Genomic DNA, 16,342 nt, shown 5'->3' with positions numbered 1-16,342 from the left:
CTCCAACCTTAAACCCCACAGAAAACGAAAGCGCCAACTGCCCAAGAGCACGATTACTCGTTTTCAGGGCAAGCAAGGCAGCAATATCAGAATAACTGTCCAGCCCGGCAGTACCATTAGAGAACTTGAATATTGCACTTGCCAAAATAAGAGGCGCTGCCGTATTTTCCACCAGGGCCGGGAGCGTACCACTCCCTACAGACGCCATGGCTTTCATAAGGGTTGCATAATCCCCAAATCCTTCCAGCGGATTAACATTTCCTTTTTTTTTCGAAACTGTCAAAGCCTCCCCTGCAAAATAGGTATCCAAAAGATTGGCGATTTCTTCCATTCGCCCAACAGTCAACGTCATTGCAAACTCCCTGTTAGTTCACTACCGAAATATAACGCACAAAACACCCAGATAAAAATCCAAAAAGCGCAGCATTCACTAACGCATAAAATCGTACAAAATAACGTACACCTCTACCTCCTCGCCCCATCAAACACCAAACAATGAAAACATTAAAAAAAATCCACCCCTTTAAATGCAAATACACGCCAATAAAAAAATCATCTTTCACACCCAACACATATTTTATTGCAAGAAACACCAACACACCCAACAACAAGGGATAGATAAAATATTCCGTATTAAAGTCCCGATCTGCCTTCTCACTCATCTCAACCTCATTTATAAATTCAGAAATTCAAAGCCTGTACATCCAACTCATCTACATAGCACTTTCATCACCCGCCATACAAACCAAAACACAACCCCTATTATTTCCCTTCCCCATAAAGCCACCCGACTCGGCACCCGATATTTATTTCAGAACAGTCATAACCTACGATCAGCAGAAAATTTTATTGCTACTTTCCGGATTGTATCAATCGCTTTCATACTGACATCATGACGATCTTTACCAAGATCAATATCGATCTGCAATTCATTGTAAGAAGCCCAGATAAACGACAATCGCTAAAAAACCGGTGACCGACAATAACGACCCGGCGATTACCCATGGGGTCTTCATACTCATCATCCTTGTCATGGATTAAAGCCCTCCTGAAATAAAATTTTCTATGTCGCACGAGTGCCTCTGCCCTCAACGCTCGCGCAAACTCTCATCCCGATGCTGCTCCAGAGGACTCAGGAAATACTCGATCACCCGACGCTGATCCGTCTTCACTTCGGCTGTCACCGACATACCCGGTGACAGCATCACGTCCTCGCCGCCGACCCGGATATGGTCGGTTTTCAAACGAATACGGCTGCTGTAGATCAACCCGCGCTTCTCGTCTTCGATAGCATCGTTGGAGACGCTGACCACCTCGCCCTCCACCGTCCCGTACTTGGTAAAAGTGAAGGTCTCAACCTTGACCGCGACCGGCTGCCCGGCCCGCACAAAGCCGATATCCTTGTTCTCCAGCATCGCTTCGACCTCCATCGGCTGGTCTCGGGGAACGATGACCATCAGTTGCTGCGCCGGAGTGACGACGCCGCCCACCGTATGCACGGCCAGTTGCTGTACGGTGCCATCGACGGGAGCAGTCAACTGCGTCCGGGACTCCTGATAACGTGCCTTGGCCAGGTCCTGCGCCAGACTTGCGGCCTTCTGGCCGGAGACCTGAAACAGATCGAGCATGGCCCGACGCGCTTGCGCCACCACCCCTTCGCGACGCCTGCGGGCCTCGCCCTGGGCGGCGGTGGATTGCAGGACGGCGGCCTCCTGCACATTCAACTGGCGCTCCAGCTCCAGCCGCGCCTGTTCCTTTTCCAGGTACTCATGGCGCGCTACGTACTGCTGTTGCAGCAAGCGTTGATAGTCCTCGACCAACTGGCTGGCGATCGGCAGGGTCTTTTTCAGGCTGGCGACCTGGGCCCGGGTCGACTGGATTTCGGCGCTGCGTTGAAGAATTTCCGCATCCACCAGATCGAGGCTGCTACGGTATTCCTGATACTGCCCTTGCAACCAACGTTGGGCCGCCAGCACCTGCTCCGGATCGGCCGCTTCAATGGTTCCCGCCAGAGAAGCCGGTGACCGATTCAGATTGATCGCATCAAGCATCGCCGAACTACGGGCACTGTCGATACGTGCCGCCAGCAGGTCTGCCTGGAGACGTTTCACATCGGCATCAGTTGAAGTGGGATCAAGCTCGACCAACAACTGCCCCACCGTCACCGTTTGCCCATCGCCGACGTGAATGGCCTTGACCACCGCCGTTTCACTGGGCTGAATCAACTTGCTCTTGCCACTGGGCACAATCTTGCCCGGAGCAACGGCCACCACTTCGACCTTACCGATACAAGCCCAGAGCAACGCCAGCACGGCAAACCCCATAAGGCTCCAGAGAAAGATCCGTGGCGCCGGATGCACAGGCCGCTCCTGCAACTCCAGGGCCGCCGGCAGAAACTGCACTTCATGGGCCAACAGCGCAGGGCTGACCATGCGTTTGCGCTGGCGCCAAGACTCGCGCCAGGCGTGACGATAGCGTTGCAACAGGGTCGGCGTTGCACTCATAGGGCTGTCATCCTTGAATCGGAAACGGTCAGTCCCGCCTCGCACGAGTCGACGTGGCGATACAGGAAATATCAGGTGGAAGGTGAAAAGAGGTGGCTCGTCAACCCTGTTGCATGCGATGCAAACGCGAGTAGTGGCCAGCCTGATGCGTCAGGAGTTCAGCATGAGAGCCCTGCTCGACGATCTGCCCTCGATCGACCACCAGAATGCGGTTGGCATCGCGGACCGCCGACAACCGGTGGGCAATAATGATCACACTGCGTCCCTGGCAGATGCTCTGCATGTTCTGCTGGATAATGCGTTCAGATTCATAGTCCAGGGCACTGGTCGCCTCATCGAATATCAGGATTCGAGGATTGCCGATCAACGCCCGGGCAATCGCGACCCGTTGCCGCTGACCGCCTGACAGCGAAGTGCCGTGCTCACCGACGATGGTGTCGTAGCCTTCGGGCAACTCGAGGATGAACTCATGGGCGCCGGCCATATGGGCAGCCTGCATGACCGCTTCCAACGGCGCGCCCGGATCGGACAAGGCGATGTTTTCGCGGATACTGCGGTTGAACAGCATATTGTCTTGCAAGACCACGCCGATCTGCCGGCGCAACGAAGACACGTCGGCCAAGGCCAGGTCCATGCCGTCCACCAGCACCCGTCCGCGCTCCGGGACATACAAACGCTGAAGCAACCGGGTCAGGGTACTTTTACCGGAACCGGAACGTCCGACTACACCAATGACTTCGCCGGCCTCGATTGTCAGGCTGATGCCGCGCAACACTTCGGAGCCGTCGGCCCGGTAGCGGAAATGCACCTGGTCGAACTCGATTCGCCCCTTGAGCGGCGGCAACGCACTGCGTGCGCCCTGGGACAACTCGGTGCGGGTATTGAGGATATCGCCCAGGCGCTGCACGGAGACGCCGGTCTGTTGGAAGCTGGTCCACAATTGCGCCAGGCGCATGATCGGTTGTGCGACTCGGCCGGCGAGCATGTTGAAGGCAATCAGCTCGCCCACTGACAACGCACCATCGATCACCAGACGGGCACCGAGCCATAAGGTCGCGACAGTCACCAGTTTGCCGATCAGCGAGACACTTTCATTGGCAATGGTGGATAGAGTCTGGGTCCTGAAGCCAGCGGCGACATAGGCCGCCATCTGGTTGTCCCACTTGCGGATCACCTGGGGTTCGACGGCCATGGACTTCACCGTGTCGATACCATTGACGGTCTCCACCAGGAAGGCCTGGTTCTCCGCGCCGCGGGTAAAACTCTCTTGCAAGCGCGCACGCAACAAAGGCGTTATAAACGCTGATACCAGCACATAGAGCGGCAGCGACACCAGCACCACCAGGGTCAACCAGCCGCTGTAGTAGAACATGACCGCTATGAACACGACGGAGAACAGTACATCCAACAGCAAGGTAATCGCATTGCCGGTCAGGAAACTACGGATATTTTCCAGCTCACGCACACGGGCGACGGAGTCACCCACCCGCCGCGCCTGGAAGTAGGCCAGAGGCAGGTTGATCAGATGCCGGAACAACCGCGATCCCAATTCGACATCGATACGACTCGCGGTATGCGCGAACACATAGGTACGCAGGCCACTCAACCCCGACTCGAAGAGCATGATGGCGAGCAGGCCAGCGGCGATAACGTCCAGGGTGGTCAGGCCATGGTGAACCAGGACCTTGTCCATCACCACCTGGAAAAACAGCGGCGTCACCAGCGCGAAGAGTTGCAACACAAAGGACACCAGCAACACTTCACCCAAAAGCTTGCGGTATTTGACGATAGCCGGGATGAACCAGGTGAAATCGAAGCGTGAGACCTCAGTGGAGCTCCCCAGCGCAGTCCTCACCAGTACGAGATCTCCGGCCCAGCGGGCGTCGAGCTCCTCGAAGCTGATCACCTGCGGGCGATCCATGCGCGGGTCCTGGATCAAAACCTTGCCCTGATCCAGCTTGGCGACAATGAAGAACCCACCCTCGCGATCCTGGGCAATCGCCGGCAATGGCGTACTCTCCAGGCGCGAAAGTGTGGTCCGTACCGACTTGGCCTTGAGCGTCAGTTTGCGCGCCGCAAGTAACAAGTCAGGCAGGGAGAACTGTTGATGGTCGCTGGAAAACTCGTGCGCGAGTTGTTCAGCAGAAGCCGCAACGTTATGAAAACGCGCCAGCATGATCAGGCACGCCAGACCCGTGTCCGGCGCAACGTTCTGGGGCGACTCGGCACCCCGTCCTTGTTCACTCATTTCGCTTCCATGCATGCCATTGCGGCAAATAAATTCCGTAATACTTTCAGCACTTTATGTCAAAATTTACACAATTGAAATCATTTTGACATGATCGAAGCGGCAAACCTTCCAAGGTCACCTGAACCCGAGGAAGCGGATCAGCAAAACCGTGATTTTCGCGGGAGTCTCAATGGTAAAACCACGGGCGCCCTTCCCTGCTCAGAATGTCTTGAGGCTGGGCGGCGGAAGAAAATCGCGATCAGGATCGTAATCACGGGTCAGGTACATCGCCAAGCTACTCAGGTCGGCGGGACTCAGGGTACCGGCGGCCTGCTTGAGTCTGAGCGTGTCGAGGATGTAGTCATAACGTGCGTTATTGTATTCACGGACCACGTTGTAGAGTTGGCGCTGCGCATTCAAGACATCGGCGGTATTGCGCGAGCCCAGTTCACGACCGACCTGGGTAGCCTTCACCGACGCCTGACTCGAATAAATGGATTGCCGGCGCGCCACTACCTGCTCGATATCAGAGTTCACCGCCCGATAGGCGTTGCGCGTGTCCTGTACCACTTCACGACGCTTGTCTTCACGCTCATCCTCAGTCTGGGACAGACGCTCAGAGGCTTCACGTACTTGGGAGCTGGTCAGGCCACCGGCGTATAGAGGAATATTCAACTCAAGGCCAATACTGGTTTGCGCAACATCGCCGCGATAACCGTTTCCTCCGAAGTCCGTCGGATTGCTATAACCGAAGCGATCATTGTCACCCTTGCGCCAGGAGGCTACGGCATCGAGAGTCGGTGCATGGCCGGCCTCGCGTTGGCGATGGGTCTGCTCGGCCGCGGTAACCGCGTAATCGCTGGCCAGCAGCGACAGGTTCTGCCGTACGGCCAGGCCGACCCAGGCTGTCGCATCATTAGGCAAGGGTGGCTGCACCGGCAACTGATGGCGAATTCCCTCAATACCAGCATAGTCCTGGCGGGTCAGGCGCGAGAGTCCTTCGAATGCATCGTCGACCTTGCGCTGCGCAAGCTTGCGATTAGCGGCAGCGTTATCGTAGGCCGCCTGGGCATCCAGTACATCGGTGATACTCGACGCGCCGTTTTCCAGGCGCCCCTGGGCTTGTTGCTGTTGAGCCAGCAGCGCGGCCTCCTCGGCTTTGGAGGCGGCCAGGGCGTCCAGTGCGCGCAAGGTATCGAAATAGGCTTGCGCGGCCTTGAGTACCAACGCCTGCTCCTTGGCCGAGAGTTCGAACTCTGTTTGAGCAGTACTGGCCTTGGCCGCTTCCAGCTGAAACCAACGATCAACGCGGAACAATGGCTGGTTCAGGTTTGCCTGAAACATCAACCCACTGTGTTTGCTGGTCAGACTGGGTTCATCGCGTTCCAGGCGGGTGGAGTCCGTCGAGGCCCCTGCGTTGAGGTTCGGCAAAAGGCCGGCTTGGGCCTGGGGGACCATCTCGCGGCGAGCCTGATAATCATGCCGCGCGGCGCTGAGTTGAGCATCGTGCTCGACCGCCTGCCGATACACCCCGAGCAAGTCAGCAGGTGGCACAGAAGAGGTTTCAGCGAGAACAGGCATGGCCATGCCCGCGAGCGCCAACAAGGGCCCGATAAGGTTGAAGGGGTGAGCCATAACTATCCATGTCATAAAAAGAGAATCCATCCCAACGGGACGGATTGAAGGGCGCGCATCCTACGTGACTGGCGCCAAATCGCACAACGAAGTTTGCGACGACCCCACTCATCCCGCGCGTCAAGAGCGCCTTTACGCTGACTGAGCTGGACGTAGCCCTCCCGGCCGCGCAGTACAAGGTTGAGCCAATTGGAGCGAACAACACCATGCCTGGCGCAAACGAAAACGGGCCTGCAAATGCAGGCCCGTTATGGTCAGTGTTGAAGATCAGCCGTTAGCGGCCAGCCGTACCCGTTCTTTCTCTTCGAACTCCTCTTCCAGCAGTGCGTCTCCCAGGTCACGGCGCTCGCCCTTGATGGCGGTCGCGCGTTTGGCTTGCAGTTTGCCGAACAGATGCTCCAGTGCATGTTCCAGTTTGGTGGCCGCGCCATCGATCGCCTGTTCCAGCGTATCGGCTTTATGGGTGACCGAAATCGGTTGATGGCCTTTTGGCCGCGCCTCCATCTGGCAGCGCATATCGTGGGGACCCGGCTTGTCGCCGTTCTCGTCCGCCAGGTGAACTTCGACCCGTGTCAGGTCTTCTTCATAACGTTCGAGCGCGGTCTCTACGCTCGTCCGGACCCACTCCTCCAGTCGAATGCTGCTTTGAATATGGTTATCACTATTGACTTGGATTTGCATAGTTATTCCCTTATTTCAGCTAGCTAGTAAGAGACTCGTCGGCAGCGCCTGAAGGCGTGCTGAACATGACCTCTTGATGACAGAGTTGGGCAGTTGGAAAAACAATTCAACCCCTTTGAAAAGATAAATAATTATCCGACGAAATAGCCGGACAAGCCGGTAAAGCGCTGTTAATGTCGGGAGTTGGGTCGAGTCGCTTTCCTGTCATTTCCTGCAACAACCTTCCTGAAAAAGCCCCACTACAAGCTCGGCCAAAACGCCTTGAAGCAGCGGACATCCTTGTCCGGCACTCGAACACATCAAGCCTCGCGCAACCCTGGCACCACCTTGCGTTCACGGGTGTAGCTCAGCACGAAATGCGCCACCAGGCCGAAGATCAATCCCCAGAACGCCGCCGCCAACCCCAGGTAACTCATGCCTGAAGCGGTCACCAGAAAGGTGATCAGCGCCGCCTCCCGCTGTTTCTCCTCGGCCATGGCCCCCGTGAGCCCGGCGCTGATCGCGCCGAACAACGCCAGCCCGGCCAGGGACGCGATCAGCTCCTTGGGCAAGGCGCCGAATACCGAGGCCAGGGTCGCGCCGAAGGTGCCCATCAGGATGTAGAAAACCCCGCAGGCGATGCCGGCGATATAACGCTTGTCGCGGTTTTCGTGGGCCTCGCGACCGGTGCAGATGGCCGCCGTGATCGCCGCCAGATTGAGGCCATGGGCACCAAACGGCGCCAGCAACACCGCGCCAATGGCCGTCAGCGAAATCATCGGCCGGGCCGGCTGGGTATAACCGGCCGTGCGCAGCACCGCCATGCCCGGTACGTGCTGGCCGGTCAGGGTCACCAGGGCCAGCGGCAAGCCGATATTGATGATCGCGTGCCAGCTCCACTCGGGCGCGGTGAAGATCGGATGGGCCACCGCCACGGTGATCGCCCCCTGGTTCAACTCGCCCATCAGCGCAGCGAAACCACAGCCGACGATCAACACCGAGAGAATCGCGTAGCGCGGCGAAAAGCGCTTGCACACCAGGTAGACGGCGATCATCGACAACACCAGCGCCGGTTGCAGGCGGATCGAGGTGAACAGCTCGGCACCGAAGCGAAACAGGATCCCCGCCAGCATCGCCGCGGCAATCGCCTTGGGCAGGCGGCTCATCAACTTGTCGAAGGCCCCCGACAGCCCGACCGCGAGGATGATGACCGACGCCACCACATAGGCGCCGATCGCCTCGGCGAAGGACACCGTCGGCAACATCGACACCAGCAGCGCCGCACCCGGGGTCGACCAGGCGGTGATCACCGGGATCCGCAGGCGCCAGCTCAACAGCAGGCCGGTGACGCCGCTGCCGATGGAAATCGCCCAGATCCACGACGACACCTGGTCGCCGGACAGATGGGCCTGGGACGCCGCCTGGAACACGATGATCAACGGGCCGGCGTAGGAAATGACCACGGCGATAAAACCGGCGATCACCGCGGATAACGAAAAGTCCTGTCTGAGGCTGCTCATAAGCGTCGGTACCTGGAGGTGGAAGTCATTGAGTCGATTAATGCGCATATAACCGCATAAATTGATTCGATTCAATAGAATCAATTTAAATTCATACACCCTGTGATAAGCTTGCCCGCACTTTTCAGGATCGGTAGCCATCAAGCATGTGGGTTCCTCGGCTCAGCGACTTCAACCAACCGGTGTATCTCTCCATCGCCGACGCGCTGGCGCGGGATATCGCCAGCGGTGCGCTGAAGGTCGGCAGCCGCCTGCCGACCCTGCGTGAACTGGCCCAGGCGCTGGAGGTCACGCCCGGCACCATCAGCCGTGCCTACAGCGAGGCCCAGCGGCGCAAGCTGGTGCAGGGCGAAGTCGGACGCGGTACCTATGTGCTGGAACAGGGCGCACCGACGCCGACCCGCCAACAGGTGCCGGCATTGCTGGCGCCAGGGCCGACCGACCTGCTCGACCTGTCGATCATCAAGCCCCACGGCGAGCCCCTCGAACACGAGCTGCGCGATGCCCTGGTGAACATGGCCAACGACGCGGATTTCGCCCGCGCCCTGGACTATGCCCCCGACGGCGGCCACCCGGCCCACCGCGAGGCCGGCGCGCAGTGGTTGCGCCAGTCGGTGCCGGATGCGCAATGGCAACAGGTGGTGATCACCGCCGGTGCGCAACATGGGCTGATGGTCGCCATGAGTGCCCTGAGCAACAGCGGCGACCTGGTGCTCTGCGAAGCGCTCTGCTACCCCGGCATCATCTCCCTGGCCCATGGCCTGGAGCGCCGGCTAGGCGGTGTGGAAATGGACGCGGAAGGGATCATTCCCGAGGCCCTGCGCGAGCGTTGCCTACGGGAAAAACCGGCGCTGCTGATCTGTGTCGCCACCTGCCAGAACCCGACCACGGCGATCATGTCGGCGGCGCGCCGGGCGCAGATCGCGGCAATTGCCGAAGAGTTCGATTTCATCATTATCGACGACGATATCTACGGTTTCCTCGCCAACGATCCGTCGATCAGACCGCTGTCCAGCTACGCCCCGGAGCGTTCGGTGTACCTCACCAGCCTGTCGAAATCGGTGATGCCGGCCCTGCGCATCGGCTACCTGTACAGCCCGCCGAAACTGCTGTCGCGCCTGACGTCGATGGTCCGCAGCAGCATCTGGATGCCCTCGCCGCTGACCGCGCAACTGGCCAGCATGATGCTCAGCGAAGGGCTGGACACTCGGTTGATCGCGGTCCAGCGCGCCGAAGCCGCCGCGCGCCAGGCCATTGCCACCGAAGTCTTTCGCGGCTTGCAGATCACCACCCAGCCCCACAGTTATCATCTGTGGCTGACCTTGCCCGAGCCCTGGAGCGGTGATGAATTCACCCTGCTGGCACGGGCCAACGGCGTGCTGGTGCTCAGCGGCACACAGTTCCAGGCCGAGCGCCTTGGGCATACCCGCAGCGTGCGGATCGTGCTGATGTCACCCACCAGCCGCGACGAACTGCGCTTCGCCCTGACCAAGCTGGCCAGCCTGATCGACGCCGACCCGCGACGTTTCTACTGAACGGTCGTTTACCCGGCACAAGCCTTGCAAATTCAAATGGTGTAGTTGTGCCCCGACATGAGGTCAGGGCACCGATCTGCCGCCGGTCCGGAAGCGACGAACCAACCCGCCCGGCGCGCAGTCAATGAATGCAGGTTTCGATCAGAGTGGTGACACACATGGATAACCCCTTTCAGTTGATCAACGAGGCTTTCCAGCCCGAATACCGCGTCAACCTCAGCCTCCAGGGACTGGACGGCGACGTCATGCTGACCCTGTCCAACGCCGATGGCGTGGTGGCCAAACGGATGATCAGCGCCGAGCAACGCAATGATCCCAGACGACTGAAACGCCTGATCCAGAGCGTTCAGTTCGGCATCGCCATCGAGCAGGGGCACAGCGCGATGGATATCCTCACGGCCATGACCGACAGCGACAGCCTCAAGCTGGGAACGCTCCCGGCACCGGTCTGGAGCGGTGCCGGCCATCGTGTCGGGCGCCCGGTCACACCGACCGGACGGGTAGTGACGCTGCCGGTTCGTTAAGCAGCCGCTACACCAACTGCAACCCATTGGGGCGCGCGCCGGGAAAAACGCTCTGAAGTTGCGCAGTGGACAAACCCCAAGTGCGGCCCAACAGGCCGCCCAGCAAATCGCGGTAGTTGTTCAGCACTGGATAGTCGCGGTTCTGCAACAGGCTGCCCGGCGCCACTGCCACTTGCTCGCCGACGATGCGCCCACCGTGCACGCTGCCGCCCAGCACCCAGTAGACCGTGCCATGGCCATGATCGGTGCCGCGATTGCCGTTCTCGCGAAAGGTGCGGCCAAACTCCGAGACCACCACCACGGTGGTGTCCTTCCACTGATCGCCCATGGCGTCGGCAAAGGCCGCAAGGCCCTGCCCCAGGTTCGCCAGGTTGTTGGACAGCTGACCCTGGGCGCCGCCCTGGTTGACGTGGGTATCCCAGCCGCCGACATCGACGAAACCCAGTCGATACTGATCGCGCATCAGGGTGGCGATACGTCGGGTTTCCGCGGCGAAGTTCTGCGCCGTCTGCGCACCACGCCCGGCCTTGGTCATTTCATCCTGCAGGTCCTTCGACACTTGCTGGCGCAGTTGCAGGCCGTCGGTTACCGGTGCGGCCAGCGTCGTACCTTTGTACATCGAGGCGAGGATCGAGGACTGGCGCTCGTCGAACACCGGTTTTGAAACCCCACGCAACGACAGATTGGGAATATCCCGACCACCCTGGAAACTCAGGGGCAAGGCGTCGGTAAAGGCAATCGGCGCACTGCCGGGCATGGCCCCGGCCAAACGGGCGAGAAAGCCCGAGCCATAGTGCCCATGCTGGTCGCCGGCCAGCCCGGCCTCGATATTGTCCTGGGTTTCGAAATGGCTGCGCGACAGGTCGTCGGTGCCGGCAAAGGGCACGAAGGCGAGCTGCTTGCGTTGCCAGAGCGGATAGAGCGAATCGTGCAACACCGGGTTTAGCCCCCAATGGCCGTCGAGGGCAATGGCGCTGTTGGGGTTGTGCGGGTCGGGCCGGGCAATCGCCAGGGTCGGCCGCGACTCGTAGTAGAAATCGCTGGCATAGGGCACCAGCAGGTTGTTGCAGTCGTAACCGCCACGCAGGAACACCATCAGAAAACGCGGTGCCGACGCGGGAGCGGCGAACAACTTGCCGGAGAACGACAAGGTCGGCAGGGTCGCGGCGGCGACCGCTGAAGCGACCAGAAAGTCTCGACGATTCATCACTGCACCTTCCTTGAAGAGCACGACGTTAACGGTTGTTGAAGTCCGGTGAAGACAACAGGAAGGTGTTCCATTCCTGCGGCGAGGTGGCCTGATTCAGCGCGGCTGTGGTGGCGGCCGACAGATGCGGGCCGATGGCCTCGTAATACAACGGCGTGGTGATCATGGGGAAACCGCCCTGGGCCTTGTCACTGCCTTCAGGGGTAAACAACTTGTTGTAGCCCGAGCCGATGGACCGGGCGATTTCGAAACGCTTCGACATCTGCCCCGAGCTGGCCCAACCAGCGGCGTCCAACGGCCAGCCGTCCGGGGTCTGCCGGCCGAATACCGGTTCGCCCAACTGATTGAGCCAGTTGAGCATCGGCCGTGGATTGGCGATGGGCTTGCCGTCGTAAGCCAGGCGTACCGCCGAGACCACGAACTGGGTCGGGTCCTTGAATTTTTTTCCGGCGCTTTGCAGCAGTTCCGGCGACTCGAAGAGCGTGCGCAACACCTGGGCGATATCGCCATCACTGCGCTGGAAGGTCACGCTCATGCGGTCCACCAGGGACTGCGGCGGCTGGTCGGCGACAAAGTATTGCGCCAGTTTGCGCGAGATGAATTGCGCACAGGCTTTCTGCCGGGTGATCAGGTTCACCGCCTGGGTGATTTCGTCGAAACCGCTGCCCTGGATCGATTCGCCCAGCAGCACCTTGTCGGAGAAGTCATGGCGCTTGGGATTGAACTGGAACATCCCGTCATTCACCACCAACGGCGCCACCCGGGGCCCGAACTTCTGCACCCGGCCATCCAGCGGCCGCACCCCGGCACCGGTAAGGATCAGCGCCAGTTGCTGGACATCCTGCTGGGTGTAGCCGGAACCGACCCCCAGGGTGTGCAGTTCCATCAGTTCGCGGGCGTAGTTTTCGTTGACCTTGCCATTGGCGTTCTGGGCATTGTCGAGAAACTCCAGCATGGCCGGACTCTTCAGGGTCGCCAGGACCAGATCCCTGAACTTGCCCAGGGCATGCGGGCGAATCACCTGTTCTTCGTAGTCCGCCGCCATCAGGCGTACCGCGCCCTTGCCGGCAAATACGCTGAAGTGATTGAGCCAGAAGCCGACCATCTGCTCCTTGAGCTGGTTGCTGCCATAGACCGCCCGTAGCAGGGTGATTTGCCGGGCCTGGTCGGCGGCGTCATTGAGCTGTTGCTGCTGGGCCTTCTTGGCATCGGCCTTGGCATCGCCGTCCGGCATCGACTGCAGTTGCTCCTGGCCCTGCTTGAAGGCGAGCAAGGTGGCCTGCAGCGGTTGCGCAAGGATCGGGAACGCGCGCAATTGTGCGTCGATACCCGGCGGCAACGGGTCACGAATACGGTCGCTCAGTTGCGCCTCGAGCAAGCCGCTACGGCCCATGGCCCGAAAGCGCGCGACGTTCGCCGCGTCCAGGTCGTAACCATCGCGCCGCAGCCAGGCCGAATCAGCGGGACTCAACGGCACGACAGGTGCCGCCACGGCGATGACGGGAAGGCCCGCCGCCAGACACACCGACAACCCCAGACAACGTAGAACAGCACCCGGTACTGGCATATCAAGAGGCTTCCAAAGGTGAGAACGGCAGTAATCCTTTCATCCCCAGTGTCTGTCGAACTGGCTGTACCAATGCTGACAAATGCGCATTCAGTTCTATCCTGCCAGAGGTCTGTGACAAGCGGCTTTTGCCGCAAAAAGACTGTGTCGGGTTCAGGATCCGGACAGATACATACTGTTACAACAAGCGTAGCCGGTGAGAAAACACGGCAACGATCCGTTCGCCAGGCGCGTGCCGTGGGCGGACCATCCCGAGGAGGCAACATGTTTTTACGTTACGCAGCACTTGCAGCGGTAGTCGTGGCGGCTTCCGGTTGCGTACAGGAACGCGTGGTTCACGATCGCCAGGTGGTGGTCGAACGGCCCGCGCCGCAATACGTGGAAGTGGTGGCTCCGCAGCCACCACCGCAGGAAGTGATCGAAGTGGAGCCGGCCTATCGCCCTGGATTTATCTGGGCACGGGGTTACTGGCATTGGGACGGGCGACGCTATGTAGCGATGCACGGTCATTGGGAACCGGTGCGCCAGGGTTATCGCTATGTACACCCGCACTGGGAACGGCATAACGATGGCTGGCATTTGCGTGCCGGGGCCTGGATCAACTGATCAAAGGCCTTCTGTAAGCGCGAGCACCCTCGCGCTTACAGGCGTCGTCGCCTGACGGCGTGTTTCAAATCTCGCCCTTCTCCACTTCCGGATGCTCACTGGAACCTTCTCCGGTCTTGCGTTGCGGGTGCTCGATCTTCACCGACGGAAACTGCGACGAGGCATAACGCACCACCAGGATCGCCAGCGCCAGCAGCAGGATTGCACCGGAGAGGTAAACCACGCCCATGTCCGGCGGATTGTGGTGCGACACGTTGGAGATCAGCAGCCGGGTCAGCGCGGTGATCGCCACGTAGATCAGGAAGCGCACCGGCATATGGTTGGTCTTGAAGTAGATCCCCACCATCGCCCCCAGTTCGAGGTAGATGAACAGCAGCAGGATGTCGTCGATCTTCAGATGACCCTCTTCGATCATCGTCAGGAACTCCATCACCGCCGCCCAGGCAGTGACCCCGCCAATGGCGAACAGCGCCAGGTAATGAAAAGACTCGACGAACAGGTTGCCCAGGGACTCGGCCACCTGATGCACGTTTTGTCGCAGGTTCTCGGCCCAATTGATTTTCACGGTGCAGGTTCCTTGGTTCGGCTTGATCGGAGAATGCGGGTGGAAGATGACTGTTTTCCCTGCATGCAGAAAAAAGGCCAGGGAAAGCGATGAGATGATGATAATGCCTGCCGGGGCACGTTGCGGCGGTGCACCCACCGACGCCTTCGCGGCGATGCGGCGTCCCGACAAACCCTGCTCCTACAGTACGGCGTCGTACGCAAAATTTGTACTCGACGCAGTACTGTAGGAGCAGGGCTTGCCCGCGAAGAGGCCCCAAAGATCACCCAAGGCCCCCGATGCAGACGTGGTTGTGCATCTGACAAACCGTGAAACCGGTCTACATTAAAAAGCCACTACCCAAACCCTGGGGATTCGCTTATGCTTTTAGCTGTATATAAATACAGTAATTGCAAAACACAACTATCGTGAAGGCATGTGAGGTGGTGAATGGCCGTCGAAGTGGTATACCGCAGCAGCCGAGATCTGGAGCGTTTGTTCATGGATAAAGCCGAAGCTGACCGTCATGACAAAATGCTCGAATTGGCCGAGCTGTTGGCCGAAGTCCTGCAAAAAGCCGTGCCCTCGCTGAGCGAGCAGCAGGTGGAAGAAGCCGGCATCTACATGGCGAAAAACCGCGATGTGTTCGCCCGGGCGTTCAAGAGCCAGCCGGATGCGCTGAGCGAATTGCTCTCGCCCCCTGCCCCTGTCGAATAAGACAGCGCCAGACGGCAGGAACCGGTTTGTTCAACGGTAAAGCAGGCGCTCCGCCAGTTCGTCGGCCACCCGCGCCGGCGAGCGCTTTTCCGCCTGGGCATGGGCGAAGACTTCGGTCAGGCGCGTGCCGATACGGGACAAGTGGGCGGTGATGGTCGACAGTTCCTCGCCCCGGTGCCTGAGGGTGACATAGATCAATCCGCCAGCGCTGATCACGTAGTCGGGGGCATAAAGAATCCCGCGTTTTTCCAACTGATCGGCAACGCTGATATGGGTCAGCTGGGTGCTGGCCGAACCCGCCACCGCCGCGCAACGCAGCTGCGCCACGCTCTGGCTGGTGAGCACATTGCCCACGCTGCAAGGGGCGAGAATATCGCATGGGGTACTGAGCAAGGCTTCACAGGCAATCGGATGGGCCCCCAGTTGCTCCATGGCCAGTTGCACCTTGCCCGGGTCGGTATCGCTGACCAGCAATTCCGCCCCCGCCGCGTGCAACTGCTCGGCCAGGGCATAACCGACGTTGCCCAACCCTTGCACCGCCACTCGCAAACCTTCCAGGTTGTCGCTGCCCAGCCGCGCCATGGCGGTGGTGCGAATCCCGGCAAACACGCCCATGGCCGCGTGCGGCGACGGGTCGCCAGCGCTGGTGGTGCTGGTGACGTGCTGGGTGTATTGGGCAATGCAGTCCATGTCGGCGGTGGAGGTCCCACTGTCGATGGCGGTGATATAGCGCCCGTTGAGCTGCTCGATACAACGGCCGAAGGCTTCGAACAAGGCGGCGCGGCTTTCCACATGAGGCGGACGAATGATCACCGCTTTCCCACCGCCCACCGGCAACCCGGCGAGCGCGGCCTTGTAGCTCATGCCCTGGGCCAGGCGAATGGCATCGACCATGGCACTTTCATCGTCGGGATAGGCCAGGTAACGACAGCCACCCAGCGCCGGCCCGAGGCGACGGTTATGGATGGCAATCACCGCCTTCAACCCGGTTACCGGATCGACACTGAGGTGCAGCGACTCAAGACGAGTGCTTTGCATGAGAGCGAACATCGAGAGGCCCCCTGGATACTGCCTGTAGCGAGTATAGGCTTCG

The 16,342-nt window shown here is 59.7% G+C and carries 14 protein-coding genes; 4 read left to right on the top strand and 10 right to left on the bottom strand.

The window, feature by feature from the left end; genetic code table 11:
- Positions 1–365 precede the first annotated feature (365 nt).
- The 6 genes from M5C01_RS19345 to M5C01_RS19320 all read right to left on the bottom strand — a co-directional run bounded on the left by M5C01_RS19345 (position 366) and on the right by M5C01_RS19320 (position 8,549).
- Positions 366–662 (bottom strand): hypothetical protein, encoded by a 297-nt coding sequence (locus tag M5C01_RS19345; protein WP_152740020.1) that lies wholly within the window; start codon positions 660–662, stop codon positions 366–368.
- Between the two features lie 426 nt (positions 663–1,088).
- Positions 1,089–2,504, bottom strand: coding sequence for an HlyD family type I secretion periplasmic adaptor subunit (locus tag M5C01_RS19340; RefSeq protein ID WP_152740021.1), 1,416 nt, complete (start codon positions 2,502–2,504; stop codon positions 1,089–1,091).
- 100 nt (positions 2,505–2,604) lie between these two features.
- On the bottom strand, positions 2,605–4,752 hold the full coding sequence (locus M5C01_RS19335; RefSeq protein ID WP_152740022.1) for a type I secretion system permease/ATPase: 2,148 nt from the start codon (positions 4,750–4,752) through the stop codon (positions 2,605–2,607).
- 201 nt (positions 4,753–4,953) lie between these two features.
- Positions 4,954–6,321: a TolC family outer membrane protein gene (locus M5C01_RS19330; RefSeq protein WP_152740122.1), complete on the bottom strand. Its 1,368-nt coding sequence runs from the start codon at positions 6,319–6,321 to the stop codon at positions 4,954–4,956.
- 315 nt (positions 6,322–6,636) lie between these two features.
- Positions 6,637–7,050, bottom strand: a complete 414-nt coding sequence (locus tag M5C01_RS19325; RefSeq protein ID WP_103496590.1) for an HPF/RaiA family ribosome-associated protein — start codon at positions 7,048–7,050, stop codon at positions 6,637–6,639.
- Between the two features lie 299 nt (positions 7,051–7,349).
- The gene (locus M5C01_RS19320; protein ID WP_152740023.1) at positions 7,350–8,549 is read right to left on the bottom strand and encodes a benzoate/H(+) symporter BenE family transporter; all 1,200 of its coding nucleotides are present in this window, start codon (positions 8,547–8,549) and stop codon (positions 7,350–7,352) included.
- 146 nt (positions 8,550–8,695) lie between these two features.
- Here M5C01_RS19320 and M5C01_RS19315 point away from each other — a divergent pair, with 146 nt between their 5' ends.
- Entirely contained in the window at positions 8,696–10,084 is a 1,389-nt protein-coding gene (locus M5C01_RS19315) for a PLP-dependent aminotransferase family protein (RefSeq protein WP_152740024.1), read from the top strand.
- 158 nt (positions 10,085–10,242) lie between these two features.
- A complete protein-coding gene (locus M5C01_RS19310; RefSeq protein ID WP_103496588.1) occupies positions 10,243–10,608 on the top strand; it encodes a DUF3509 domain-containing protein in 366 nt (121 codons plus the stop codon).
- 7 nt (positions 10,609–10,615) lie between these two features.
- Here the strand turns inward: M5C01_RS19310 and M5C01_RS19305 are convergent, their stop codons facing one another.
- Positions 10,616–11,815, bottom strand: a complete 1,200-nt coding sequence (locus tag M5C01_RS19305; RefSeq protein WP_103496587.1) for a DUF1501 domain-containing protein — start codon at positions 11,813–11,815, stop codon at positions 10,616–10,618.
- A gap of 28 nt (positions 11,816–11,843) precedes the next feature.
- Positions 11,844–13,382 carry a DUF1800 domain-containing protein gene (locus M5C01_RS19300; RefSeq protein ID WP_152740025.1) on the bottom strand — a complete coding sequence of 513 codons (1,539 nt, stop codon included), beginning with the start codon at positions 13,380–13,382 and terminating at the stop codon, positions 11,844–11,846.
- 264 nt (positions 13,383–13,646) lie between these two features.
- Here M5C01_RS19300 and M5C01_RS19295 point away from each other — a divergent pair, with 264 nt between their 5' ends.
- Positions 13,647–13,988, top strand: a complete 342-nt coding sequence (locus tag M5C01_RS19295) for a YXWGXW repeat-containing protein (RefSeq protein ID WP_103496585.1) — start codon at positions 13,647–13,649, stop codon at positions 13,986–13,988.
- 64 nt (positions 13,989–14,052) lie between these two features.
- On the opposite strand, the gene M5C01_RS19290 is transcribed toward M5C01_RS19295, so the two are convergent.
- Positions 14,053–14,553: a phosphate-starvation-inducible PsiE family protein gene (locus M5C01_RS19290; RefSeq protein ID WP_178129886.1), complete on the bottom strand. Its 501-nt coding sequence runs from the start codon at positions 14,551–14,553 to the stop codon at positions 14,053–14,055.
- A gap of 429 nt (positions 14,554–14,982) precedes the next feature.
- Between M5C01_RS19290 and M5C01_RS19285 the strand changes: the two genes are divergently transcribed.
- Entirely contained in the window at positions 14,983–15,249 is a 267-nt protein-coding gene (locus tag M5C01_RS19285; RefSeq protein ID WP_152740026.1) for a YebG family protein, read from the top strand.
- A gap of 30 nt (positions 15,250–15,279) precedes the next feature.
- On the opposite strand, the gene M5C01_RS19280 is transcribed toward M5C01_RS19285, so the two are convergent.
- The gene (locus tag M5C01_RS19280; RefSeq protein ID WP_103496578.1) at positions 15,280–16,299 is read right to left on the bottom strand and encodes a Glu/Leu/Phe/Val dehydrogenase dimerization domain-containing protein; all 1,020 of its coding nucleotides are present in this window, start codon (positions 16,297–16,299) and stop codon (positions 15,280–15,282) included.
- Positions 16,300–16,342 lie beyond the last annotated feature (43 nt).

This window comes from Pseudomonas sp. MWU12-2319 (genome assembly GCF_023242525.1).
Taxonomy (GTDB): Bacteria; Pseudomonadota; Gammaproteobacteria; order Pseudomonadales; family Pseudomonadaceae; genus Aquipseudomonas; species Aquipseudomonas gingeri_D.
The sequence above is the reverse complement of the archived record's forward strand: the minus strand, read 5'-3'. Positions and strand labels throughout refer to the sequence as shown.